Annotated in this window: 7 protein-coding genes; 1 reads left to right on the forward strand and 6 read right to left on the reverse strand. The window is 33.6% G+C overall.

Features of this window, described 5'->3' with window-relative positions:
- Window positions 1-270: 270 nt before the first annotated feature.
- Both TYM08_RS13970 and TYM08_RS13975 read right to left on the reverse strand, forming a co-directional pair.
- Complete coding sequence (locus TYM08_RS13970; protein ID WP_422379762.1) at window positions 271-804, reverse strand: hypothetical protein; 534 nt, start codon at window positions 802-804, stop codon at window positions 271-273.
- Window positions 805-823: 19 nt separating this feature from the next.
- The gene (locus tag TYM08_RS13975) at window positions 824-1,273 is read right to left on the reverse strand and encodes a hypothetical protein (RefSeq protein ID WP_422379763.1); all 450 of its coding nucleotides are present in this window, start codon (window positions 1,271-1,273) and stop codon (window positions 824-826) included.
- A 168-nt stretch (window positions 1,274-1,441) separates the two neighbouring features.
- Between TYM08_RS13975 and TYM08_RS13980 the strand changes: the two genes are divergently transcribed.
- Window positions 1,442-2,212, forward strand: coding sequence for a glucosaminidase domain-containing protein (locus tag TYM08_RS13980; protein ID WP_422379764.1), 771 nt, complete (start codon window positions 1,442-1,444; stop codon window positions 2,210-2,212).
- Between the two features lie 57 nt (window positions 2,213-2,269).
- On the opposite strand, the gene cobW is transcribed toward TYM08_RS13980, so the two are convergent.
- The 4 genes from cobW to TYM08_RS14000 form a co-directional block, all read right to left on the reverse strand.
- Window positions 2,270-3,340, reverse strand: a complete 1,071-nt coding sequence (gene cobW / locus TYM08_RS13985; protein WP_422379765.1) for a cobalamin biosynthesis protein CobW — start codon at window positions 3,338-3,340, stop codon at window positions 2,270-2,272.
- A 175-nt stretch (window positions 3,341-3,515) separates the two neighbouring features.
- The gene (cobM, locus tag TYM08_RS13990; protein WP_422379766.1) at window positions 3,516-4,304 is read right to left on the reverse strand and encodes a precorrin-4 C(11)-methyltransferase; all 789 of its coding nucleotides are present in this window, start codon (window positions 4,302-4,304) and stop codon (window positions 3,516-3,518) included.
- 93 nt (window positions 4,305-4,397) lie between these two features.
- Window positions 4,398-5,174 (reverse strand): precorrin-3B C(17)-methyltransferase, encoded by a 777-nt coding sequence (cobJ, locus tag TYM08_RS13995; protein ID WP_422379767.1) that lies wholly within the window; start codon window positions 5,172-5,174, stop codon window positions 4,398-4,400.
- Window positions 5,175-5,340: 166 nt separating this feature from the next.
- Window positions 5,341-12,708, reverse strand: coding sequence for a PKD domain-containing protein (locus tag TYM08_RS14000; RefSeq protein ID WP_422379768.1), 7,368 nt, complete (start codon window positions 12,706-12,708; stop codon window positions 5,341-5,343).
- Between the last annotated feature and the right edge of the window lie 237 nt (window positions 12,709-12,945).

Raw genomic sequence — 12,945 nt, forward strand, 5'->3', positions numbered from 1 at the left:
TCAGGCTTTCAGAAATTTCACTAATCGAGGAACGGTTTTTCAGGAATAACTAGTTATTTCGAAAAATCGTAACGAATCGGTACAGGACGTACCGTAGTAGAACTTTGCAGAAGCACAAAGTCGAGAGTAGTGGAATTTCTGAAAGCCCAATAGGGCGAGCCCCTTTAGGTCATTCAATCGTAGTTAAAGTTAATTTCAAAACAAAATTTTGATCGTTTTTTAGAACCAAATCCGTACAAACTTGTAATTTAAACCGACTAATTACTTCAATTATTGAATAGATAAAGATTCAACCAAAACAATTTTGTGGTTCGAATGTGCTATATCTAATGACACACCAGTAGCTAAATTTTCAAGCTTATTACTTTGACTAATTCGTGCGGTCATTACAAAATTTCTTCCTTCTTTTATTTCAACTAATTGCTTTTGAACATTTTCATCCGCAGTAATTAAATGATAAAAAACAATCGAACCTTCCACTTTTGTTTTATATGAATAAGCATAATTTCCGTCACCCTGATGACGGACACTTACTAAACTAGAATCATTGTAATCTTTAGTAGTAACCACCCAGTCAAATGTAATTATTGGAAAATTACTGCTATTATGCCTATCCTTTCTTCTTAAAAATCCAGAAATCTGTTCTGATTGGGATGACCAGTCGGTAACATATTGCACACCATCGAATTCAACTACACCTTCAAAATTCATCGATGCTGTAAATTTTTCAGCTGCAGGTAGTTGCAACCAATACCAAATTCCCGCTCCTAGCAAAACCAAAATTATAATTTTTTTACTATTCATAGAAAATCCGAAAAATAGTTTAAAGTTCTATATCTGAAAGTTCATAATACATTTCAAAACTTTCATCAATGGTTTTCAATCTACCGTCAGAAGCATCAATATAGGCGGCGACACCGTCATATGTATTTGATTTAGTCAAATAAACCGTAGAATCTGCTTTATTCCCTATTACTTTACCTGTATCTCGATTAATACTATATCCGTTTTGTTGTTTAAATATATTCACATATAACTCAAATAAATAATCAACACCTACATCCTGATTATTGATTTTTCCTATCATTAAGTAGTTATTTGAAGTCTTACTTTTATACAGCAACAAGTTCATATCACTTAATGAGTCATTTTGATCTATTGGATTTAAAAAGGTCTGCCCATCAAATTCAATAGAGTTCGGGTAAGAACTTGACTGATTAAAGATAAAGTAACCTGTTACGATTAATACGATTGCAACTAATATATATTTCATTTTTTCCCTTAATTACGAGCTATGATCACGTCACAATACTACACGTCTCACTGATATTCCACCTATTTAGTTTCGTATTATTTTGATATCAAAGTATATATAAAATGTGCATTTTAATAATTTTTAATTTATTATCCGTGGTACTTCTCACCCCCTTACGGAAATTATATGCGAGTCTTTAAATATTTATCTGTTTTTAGTTATGCCATTTTGATTACAGCGTGCAGCAATAAACAACCCTCTAACTCCGATATCATTGAGCTCCCCAAAAAAGCCCCGAAATTTGCTGATTTTTCAGATGTAAATGAAAAGAAAAAAGCGTTTTTTCATTATATGTTCGCTTTCGTGGTTCATGCTAATTTAGATATCAAAAAAGAACGTGAATTTATTTTAGCAATTGAATTTGATGAGAAATCATTAAACAAAAAACAAAAAAAGCAATTAACTGCAATCTGTGAAAAATATTCCAACACCTGTGAAGATTTATATCGAGCAGATTTAAAAGTTGAGCTTTTAAATGAAGTAAATTATGTACCAGCAGGGCTTGCATTAGCGCAATCTGCCAATGAATCATCTTGGGGTACCAGCCGATTCAGTAAAAAAGGCAACAATTATTTTGGTCAATGGTGTTATCAAAAAGGCTGCGGTATTGTGCCAAACAGCCGTAATGAAGATGCAAATCATGAAGTAAGAAAGTTTGAGTCTACGTTAGATTCTGTTGTGGGCTATATGTTTAACATCAATACGCATTCTGCTTATGCTGACTTACGAGAAAAACGCGAGCAATTAAAGGGCAACCAATTAGATTCGAATTTATTAGCGCAAGGATTAATTCGATATTCTGAGCGTGGGGAAGAATACGTAGATGAAATACAATCGATGATTCGTATCAATAAACTGACTGAATATGACCAACGTTTAATGGAATATTTAAAGTAAAATTATAAATAATAAATCGTCATCTTCAGTAAAAATGAAGATGACGATTTATTTAATTTAACTATTTAATACCGCTTCAATTTTAGTTTGATCTAAGTCTTTTCCAATAAATACCAAAGACGTTTTCGCTTCACCTTCCTCCCATTTACGATCAAAGTAAGTATCAACTCGCTTACCTACCACTTGAATTACTTGACGCATCGGTTTACCAGTATTGACAAACCCTTTGATTCTGAAAATATTGTATTGCTTAATTAATGTTTCAATATTGGTTTTTAAAGATTCAATATTTAATTCACCTAAGTTCAATACAAACGAATCAAAATGATCATGGGCGTGTTCGTGATGTGCGCCGTGTTCATGATGATGATCGTGATGATTGTGAACATGATTGATATGATCTTCTGTTTTAGCATCAATACCCATTAGTACATCAAGAGGTGCTACGCCCTGCTCTAGATAAACAACTTTTACAGAATCACTTAATTTTTCTTTTAAGATGGCTTGCACATTTTGTTTTTGCTTGTCATCTAATAAGTCATTTTTGCTGACAACCACTAAATCAGCGGCACTTAATTGATCATCAAGTAATTCTTTTAATGATGGGTCATGATCCAAGCTTTCATCTGCTTCACGTTGTTGTTGAACAAGCTCTGGGTTATTAGCAAAACGCCCTTGGCTAACTGCAGGGCCATCAATTAATGTGATCACCGCGTCAACGGTGCAATGTTGTTTAATTTCAGGCCAGTTAAAGGCTTGTACCAATGGTTTTGGTAATGCTAGACCACTGGTTTCAATTAATATGTGATCGATGTCGTCACGACGTTTTACTAGCTCTTGCATGACAGGCAAAAACTCTTCTTCTACGGTACAGCAAATACAACCGTTGGCTAATTCGTAAATACCGTTTTCACCAGCGATTGGTGATACGGCTTCTTCGTCGTCACAATCTAATGGACAGTTACGTAATAGATCCGCGTCAATGTCTAATTCACCAAATTCGTTCACAATTACGGCAATGCGTTTGCCTTTTGCTTGTTTTAGGATGTTTGATAATAGCGTTGTTTTTCCGCTGCCTAAAAAACCGGTTACGATGGTGGCGGGTATTTTTTTAAGATTTGTTGTCATGTTTTTGTTTCCATTGTAGGTTCGGGATTCATTGCGAAAGATATTTGATGATTTTCAAAATGAATCCCGAACCTACATTTTTAGATTGTTTTATTTTTCGTAGGTCACCCTTTAGGGTGTCAGACAAACCTTTTTTGGTTTATTTTTTTTCGGAATGAATCCCGAACCTACAGTATTATCGTTTAACGGTTCTGGGTTTGGCTGGTTTTAATTTTGGTCGATACACATGTGCTTTGTTTTCATCATATAAATACGAATCATCAAACTCATTGGCGTTTAAAACCTGCCCTACAATAATTAATGCGGTGCGTGTTATTTTTTCAGCGCGAACTCTTTCAACTATGTGCTCTAACGTACTTGTGATTTTTTGCTCGTCAGGCCATGAGGTTCTATAACACACCGCCACTGGGCAATCTTTTCCATAAAACGGAATCAGCTCTTCAACAATTTTATGAATACGTGTAATGCCTAAATGAATGGCTAATGTCGCACCAACGGCTGCTAATGCTGGCAAACGTTCACGTTCTGGAAAAGGCGTTTTACCTTCATAGCGTGTAAAGATTATCGTTTGAGTCACACCTGACAGTGTTAATTCTTTATTTAACCAAGCAGCACTTGCGGCCACTGCGGTAACACCAGGAATGGTTTCATATTCTATTTCTATTTCATCAAGACGTCGCATTTGTTCGCCTGTTGCGCCGTAAATAGAAGGGTCACCTGAGTGCACTCTTGCTACGTCTTTATTGTCTTTTTTTGCTTGAATCATGATTTCAATAATTTCATCAAGATTCATAGACGCTGTGTCTAAAATTAATTCAGCTGACTCTTCAACGTCTGCCAAAATTTCTCGGGGCACTAACGAGCCTGCGTATAAAATAATCGGACATTGATTAATTCTTTTTTGAGCTTTAACAGTAATAAGCTCTGGGTCACCTGGACCTGCACCAATAAAATATACTTTCATCTTTTTCTCTGTTTTATCGATTTTTTATCTGTAGGTTCAGATTTATTGCGAATAACACATTAAATTTTTCGGAATAAATCCCGAACCTACAATTTATAATTTTTTGGAATATCCACGTGGTGTATAAACCCAATCTTTGTCACCATTTTTAATATGTTTAGACTCACTATTACCGACACTCACTAATGTAAACATGTCGACGTCTTTAGCATCAAGCTCACCTAATGTTATAAATTTTACGCTTTGATCTTCGCGGGTTAATTGACGACCTAAAATAACAGGAGTGCTGGCAGGGCGTGATTTTAATAAAATATCGCGCGCGGTATTTAATTGCCAGTCACGTTTTTTAGAAACTGGATTATAAAAAGAAATCACAAAATCCGCTTCACCTGCTTTTTCAATTCTCTTTTGAATGGTTTCCCAAGGGGTTAACAAGTTTGACAAACTAATTGTACAAAAATCATGACCTAACATGGCGCCTACATAACTAGAGCCCGCTTGCATCGCAGAGATTCCCGGAATCACTTCGATCTCAACATTTAACCACTCAGGGTGATTCTCTTTGCCTTGTAATTGCAAATCTAATAATTCAAATACCAAAGTTGCCATGGCATAAATACCAATGTCGCCACTTGATATTAAGGCGACGGTTTTATCTTTTGACGCTAAATCTAACGCCAATCTAGCTCGACCAATCTCTTCACCAAGAGGTAAATCATGCAAGGTTTTTTCATTAACCTGATTTCCAAGCAAGTCTAAATACAAGCCGTATGCGACTAAATCTGTACTGATTGAAATCGCTTGTTTTGCTTTTGGTGTGACCAATTGTTCATCACCAGGTCCCATACCGATTAGAAATAACTTCTTCATTTATAGTATCAACTGTTTAAATTCAAAATGGGGCGTATTTTACGGGTTTGTGTAGCAATAAGCGAGTGGACTCAAAAGCTTACAAGACTTATTTAAATTCCATAAAAAAAACGGCATGCATAAGTGTGAATACCGTTTTTTAGCAAAGTGCAAACCTACATAATAGTTATGGCATTGGGTTTAATATCAATGCTCCAAATGAATCAGCATCTAAATACCCTTGGTTAGCTTGATGACCAGGAGTATCTACTGAGCCTAAAAAGGAATTACGCCTTCCTTGTTGATCAGAATCAATAACAGACATGGTAAAACCGATGACTTCACTTTCATTTATATTTCTTGCAAAGTTTGATTTACTTGGATCAAACGATTCATCCATTAGAGCAATTCTAATTTCCCATACAAATTTATTATTTCCCTGATCTGCAATTCTGGTTAATACTTGATTTTCTTCAGCAAAAAATTGATTACCGCTATGTAGATCAATAGCTTGCTCTAAACGGTTTATATGAAAAGCAAATGCGTTACTTGCACTTGGTGCATAAGCATGTGAGCCGCCTGTATTGTTTTCATCAAGGAAAATTTCAACATTATCATTTTGCCAATACATATTTTCAGTTATTTCAACATCATCAACAATTTCAACTAATACGTACAAGTAATTTTCATCCCATATCAATTTGTATTTTGCATTTAAATCTTCTGCAGAAGGATATTGGTTATCGTCTGAAACACCACTCCAAAACACATCAATAGGTTGCCAATATGAATTATCCCATAAAGACTCTTCACCATCGGTTAATCCATCAATAACAGGTGCTGTTGCTGTGTACTGAGCAAAATATGTATTAACTGGCAATACATCCACACAATCTTGCTTAGAATTATAAGTTAAGAAAGATCCATTTAACTGAATTTGTTGTGCTACGTAATCACAATCCATTTGTGTATTCTTTACATTTAAAGCACCTAATGATTTGATAAATTCAAAACTAAAAGGCATGACTTGAGTATTGGAAACATCAAGCGCTTTCACATTTTGATTAGCTGAAAATTGAATGTCGTAAATATCATTACTTGAAACATTTATTTCTTCTAAATTATTAAAGGTTGATAAATCCAACGAGCCTGTAATTAAATTATTACTCACATTTAAATTTTGTAAATTAATAAATTGTGCCAAACCAGTTAGTTCAGTAATTTGTAATCCTGAACAATTTATTTCGTCATATTGCTCTGCAAAAGTGTAATTAAATGCGCTTAGACATTGCTTTAAATTTTCATCAACAATGACGTCTAAATTAACATCAATGGAATAATTATCCGTATTCAGTACGGTGATATTAATATAATCAGTGGCAATAATATTAGAAGTTGCAACATCTATTAGACTTGCTTTGATTTGGATTACTTTTTCATTCACCACTTCAAACGCATTAAACTGATAGGAATTATTAGTATATGAATGATACTCATAATCAAAATCTGTCACTTGCGCAAACACAATACTGGTTGATAATCCTTCTGTATTTGAAGTGATAGCAGCAATATAAACCTGCCCACCTTCATTCACTGTTTTGTCTTCACCCAAATCAATTTTAGGCGCGTTTTCATCGACTAATTCTTCAGTGGTCACTGTAAAACTTTGAGTAATAGTTTGATTATCATTATCAGTCACCGTCACATCAAACGTTAAATCTTCAACGACATCCGACACAACAAACGTAGCTGTATCCGATGTTTCATTAGTAAACTGCCCTGGTGTTCCAGATGTTTGAGTCCATAATATTGAAACAATTTCTCCATCTTGATCACTTGCATTTGCTGTAAAATCAACAGCTAAATTAGTTAATGCAAATTCAGGGACATTTAAATCAATGCTTGGCGCTATGTAATGCGGTACAAACGTAACTGAAATTTCTTGAGTGTCAGTCAGACCATCTACATCCGTTACGGTTAACAATAATGTAAAAGTCGTTTCTACAGAGATATCTGGTGAATACACATTCACCATTTGTTGATCTGTATTTTCTAACATTAACGTGCCGTTATTGTCGATTTGCTGCCAAGTATAATCTACATAGCCTTGGTTATCGCTTGCCTGTCCTGTAATTTGAATCATTTCGTATTCACTAGATGTAAACTCTGTGACATCCATATCAATAACTGGCTCCACAAATACTTGATTCACATTTACAACTACCGTTCTCTGGGTTGCTTGACCATCGTTATCAAAGACCATTAAGTCAAACTCATAAGTTGTATCCTCAAAATGTTCAAATGCTTCGATGGTAAACTGATCAGTTCGTTCACCCGACACTGCTATATAGTCATACATTCCCTCAACATTCCAAAACACATCAACCACTTGCTCTTCATCAGTGGCATTAACATCAATTGTAATTGTTGTGTTTTCATCCATATCAATTGTGGTGTTTGGTAAACCAATAACAGGTGGAATTAAAATAGGATCAACTGTGATAGTAACAATTTGAACACCCACGCCACCTAAATTATCCGTTGCTTCTAAAGCGAATTCATAAGTTTTAGATTCTGAAATATTAGGTGCTGTAAATGACAGAGTATTAGTATCAGCGCCGGTCAAAACAAGTTTTTCATGACTGTCTATTTGCACCCATAAAACCGAATCAACTTCTTGATCATCAGTAACAGAGCTTGCCGTCAATTCAAACTGAGATTTTTCATCAATAGTGATATTTGAATAAGGCAGCACAACAATAGGTAGAGGATTAACAATGACATCTAATGTTTGAGTCACTACTAATCCGTCTGAATCCGTCACGGTTAACTCAAATGTGTAGGTTTTTTGAATATCAGTTTCGGGTGCCAACATAATAAACATGACATCTGAACTATTAAAAGTAACAGGATCTTGATCACCGACATTTATTTGTTGCCAGTTAATTTGAACATCTAATCTATCATCGCTCACCGAATAAAGTGTCATTGCATGATCATTAGGTGCAACAATAATTTGATCTTGTAACGTAATTTCAGGCGCAGAATTTTCACGTTCAACATTTATATAAACTGTTTCTGTAGTGCTTAATCCATCGGCATCGGTTACTGTCAGTTCATATTCGTATTGAGTGGTTTCTTCATGAAAGTTAGCGGTAAATACAATCGCTAATTCTGAGTTTTCTGAATACCCATAAGCATAAGTTAATCCAGTTGAACCTGATATCAAGTTTGCACTTAAATTAGCTAAATAAATTGGGTGGTCATCTTCAATGTTAAGTAATACTGTGAAACTAGTACGCTCTTTCATAGTAAACGTATTACTTTCCAAATTAAATTGAGCTGCGACATTTTGAGCCAGCACATTAATTTCAATTTCTTGACTGGTAACCGCTCCTTCATTATCAGTTGCTGCAATAGTAAATATATAAAGCATCTGTTCTTGCTGTGGCGCTAATTCATCAAATGTAAATTCAAATTGAGTGTTTGATACTTTAGTAATGACAATATTTTGTACAGCATCCTGAGTAATTTGAACATCTGTTACAGATCCATCACTATCTAATGTAGACAAGTTTAAAACATAAATTTGATCATCAGTAATTTCCAAGTCACTTAAATTTTCAAAAGTTGGCAAGGCATTAACTGGGTTAATTACAACATTTACTACTAATGAACTTGTAACCCCATCATTATCTGTTGCTGACACTTGTAATTTCACTACTGATGCCGCTTGATTTGCAAGTGCAACTGGTGCAATAAATGACACAGCTGATTGATCAACATTATTCAAGGTAACTGATGGTCCAGAAATTTGTTCCCATAAAATCGTTTGAATTGATCCGTCATCTTCTATTAACACATCCGCTGTAAATAATGTTTGCTCATTAATTGATGCCACTGATTGATTTGTAATAATTGGTGCACTTAAATCAATCACACTTAAATTAAATGTTGTTGTAACAATTGCACCATCGTTATCTTCTATTAATAATTCGAAACTGTAATTTTCAATCAAATCAACATCTTTACTTTCAATAGTTATTTCGGATGTCGCTTCACCACTTAATATTAAATTTTCACCAGCTATTTGCGACCACTGAAATCGAACAATTTCGCCGCCTCTATCATTTACATTGGCACTAACTGTTATCGATGTATTTTCTCTTATCACCTTATCTGAAATGAATTCAATTTCAGGGGCGGGATTGATATTAACTTGAATTTGTTTTTTAGCTATTAATCCATCGTAATCCGTAGCGGTTATTTCAAAATAATAACTTTGCAAACTATCGTCTTTTGGAAATTCAATATTTAAATTATTATCAGTATAATTAAAAGTAAGCTCTGTTTCAGAATTCAATATAATTTGTTTCCAATCGATATTCAGATAAGGTTCTTCGTCTAGAACTTCAAAATATATAACCCCATCATGATTGGAATGAAGTAAATATTCATCATCAATAAATATTTCAGGAATCTTTGGACTATCTATAATAGTAATTGGATATATTACAGATGTACTTAATCCACCTAAATCTGTAACAGTTAATTTCAAATCAAATGGACTATTTTCAAGCACCATGAAAGCATCAATTAAAAAATAACTTTGGTTATTATTATCCATTGGAATAATAATGGAATTTTCATCAACATTAATCTGTTCCCAATAAAAAGTTAGTTCATCCTTATTTTGAAAATCATCCGATATAATTGGTGAAACAATAATATCAGTGCCTTCATAAACACTATTTAATATATTTCCAGATATTTTAGGTGGTGAGTTTTGTGCAAGTACTAACATTGTAAAATCTAATTCTGATACCCCACCCTCATTATCAGTAGCAACCACTTTAAAACTATATACTTTTTCGCTTAATTCTTTATCAATCTCAGAAAAAGTTAATTCAAAATTTGAGTTTGAAATTCTTCTAATGGGAATCTCTTGATTTTCATCTTGAATAATATCAACAAATATCACTTCACCATCAATATCATTTGATTCAATATTTAATGAATATATTTGATCATCTAATAATTCAATATTATTTGGAATGGTAATAATAGGCATTTCATTAAAAGGAACGACTGTTAAAGTTGCAATAGCTGATTTAGTTGCACCTTCGTTATCTGTTACTGTTACCCTAAAATCAAAATTAGTTTTTTCCTCAACTTCTGGTGCAACAAAATTCAAATTCGAAGTATTAACATCTGGCAAATTAATTTCCAGACCCGAAATCTGCTCCCAATAATATTGTTCAATTGTCCCATCGTAGTCGCCGGCATTGACTGATAAATATGCTATATTTCGAGACATAACTTCATTTTTTATTGTATATAGAATATAAGGGCTTCGATTATTAGTAGGTATTAATTTTGAAGAAATTTGATTAGAAACAACTTGGGACTCTTCATCAGTTACGGTAATAGTTATTAATAAATCCTCTTCATTTAAAATTGCTGGAATATCTGAATAGGCATAATACATATCACCAATACTATCTAAATTATTAACTGATAAGTAAGTATAAGTACTATTAAATCCATCATAATATTTTAAGTATTTAATCGACCAAACAACTTCTGTGATATTTAAATCAGCCGTTATTTTAGCTTGTAAATTAAACCTTTCTCTTGAAACTGGCTGTTGGATGTCTATAAATTCTGCAAATAATTTAGGGGAATCATCTGGTATCACTTCAACCCAAACGGAATCAACCTCCAATTGTTTCTCTAATTCATCTGTAGCAGTAAATTTGAACTCAAACATCGTCGGTTCTAATACTTTTGGCGCTATAAATTGTGTTTCAAATCGGTTATTTAATGTAATTAACTCAATTGCTGGATTTGTAATAGAAGTCCAAAATGCTCTATTTATAGTTGCACTACCATAATTAGTGGAGCCAGTTAACTTAACCAAATCCCCTTGCGTTGCTTGAAGATTTCCCCCTGCTTCTACCGTTAAATAATTTAAATATTTTATTTCTAATTCAAATTGCTTTTGAGTTTGACCACCTAAATTATCTGTAACTACAACTTCTATTATTGCAGATTCAGATTGTGCAACTCTTGGTGCAATCAATTTTACACTTTGAGGGTCTGCCTGAACCTCAATTTCTAATAGTACCCCACCCACCTGAGACCATTGAATCGATTCTATTTCCCCATCAATATCAGTTGCCTCAATAGCCAAAATACCAAACTGATCCGAATTAATATAATCAATATCAGAAATTAAATTAATTTCTGGTAAGACATTACCAATCACAATCAATTCAAAGGTTTCTGCAGTGATGCCACCTTCATTATCTACAACTACTAATTCAAAACTATAATTTTGTGTTGCATCTACAGGCAGTGTTGTAATTGATAATTCTGAAGTTTCACTTCCAGATACTGCAAGCGTTGCTCCTGACAGTTGCGTCCATTGGTAACTTACAATTTCACCATCTGCATCGCTTGCTATTGCACTGACTGTTAGTTGTGTGTTTGCTTTTACTGATTGATCTGCAATCGCTTCAATAATTGGCAATTGGTTTTTAGGTGTTACTGTAATGCTAGTAATTGCAGTTGCTGTATCGCCATCATTGTCTTCAACAGTTACAGTAAATTCAAAATTTTGTTCAACATTTAAATCTGGCGCGATAAATTGTAATGTATCAGAGTTGATATTATCCAAAGGCACAGGACTACCACTTGTTTGTGTCCACAAATATGTTGATATTAATCCATCAATATCCGTCGCTTGTGCGATTAGCTCGACAGGTTCAAGACCTCTTACGATTGTATTCTCTTGCAATTGAACCGTCGGTGCAATATTTTGATTTACAATAGTAATCGGTACGATTTGAGAATATACAGATTGATTTAAAACTAATATTTCATAAGTTAAATCAACATTTCTATTTTGTGAAACTTCAGGTATTAATCCTTCAATATTATTCGAATTTAAAACAGAACTTATTAATTGTTCATCCGACGAAGTCCAATTAATTTTTACAGCTTGTGGGTTAATTAATTCATGCACATCAAATGTTGAATTAATGTTTAATACTGAATTTTCATTAATTGTTTTAACATCATCAATTACTATATTTGAAATTGCTTGCGATAACGGCAAAGCCGTGACATTAAAATCCATTTTTTGACTATGTGTTAGTCCTTTGGCATCTGTTACAGTAAATACAACCTCATAGGTTTTATCTGCAAAATATTGTTGCGAATTAAACTCAAAAGTCAGTTGATCGTTATTATTTAATGACATAATTGAATGATTGGATACTAAGTCTAAATCTACATAATCATATACTGAAGATTCAAAATTCCAGGACAGACTCATTTGATTTGCATCATCTTCGAGCTTTAAATCAAATAATACAGTGTCACCTGCACTTAATTCTTTTCCAGAAGTACCTACCACTGTTAACTTAGGTGCTAGATTTTGTGGATCCTCCGGTGTGCCTTTTTCATCGGGAACTTGCAATAAATCACAAGAAGACAAAACAACTAAGGTAGAGAGTAATACTGAATATTGTGCAATTTTATTAATTAACATGATAAGTCCCTATCACTGTTCATTGTTTTAGACATCTAAAGACGAGAACGTGATAATAATTCCTAATTATGACAAAAAGAAGAGTTTCGATTCAGTTTCGCGTGAGAGGCAATTTATTTATTTTCCTATTAAATAAACGCGTTAATAAGTTAAGAAGCCTTTACTATTAGTCTCTGATAAGAGTAACACTTGATAAAATCTCGAATGGTGTGAATTTTAATGATAACACAGTCAGGT

The organism is Marinicellulosiphila megalodicopiae (assembly GCF_045862395.1).
Lineage (GTDB): Bacteria > Pseudomonadota > Gammaproteobacteria > Pseudomonadales > Natronospirillaceae > Marinicellulosiphila > Marinicellulosiphila megalodicopiae.

What these genes read in the sequence shown, in the direction of transcription:
- TYM08_RS13970 (WP_422379762.1), bottom strand. Translation starts at nt 804, where the DNA reads ATGAATAGTAAAAAAATTATAATTTTGGTTTTGCTAGGAGCGGGAATT.
- TYM08_RS13975 (WP_422379763.1), bottom strand. Translation starts at nt 1,273, where the DNA reads ATGAAATATATATTAGTTGCAATCGTATTAATCGTAACAGGTTACTTT.
- TYM08_RS13980 (WP_422379764.1), top strand. Translation starts at nt 1,442, where the DNA reads ATGCGAGTCTTTAAATATTTATCTGTTTTTAGTTATGCCATTTTGATT.
- cobW (WP_422379765.1), bottom strand. Translation starts at nt 3,340, where the DNA reads ATGACAACAAATCTTAAAAAAATACCCGCCACCATCGTAACCGGTTTT.
- cobM (WP_422379766.1), bottom strand. Translation starts at nt 4,304, where the DNA reads ATGAAAGTATATTTTATTGGTGCAGGTCCAGGTGACCCAGAGCTTATT.
- cobJ (WP_422379767.1), bottom strand. Translation starts at nt 5,174, where the DNA reads ATGAAGAAGTTATTTCTAATCGGTATGGGACCTGGTGATGAACAATTG.
- TYM08_RS14000 (WP_422379768.1), bottom strand. Translation starts at nt 12,708, where the DNA reads ATGTTAATTAATAAAATTGCACAATATTCAGTATTACTCTCTACCTTA.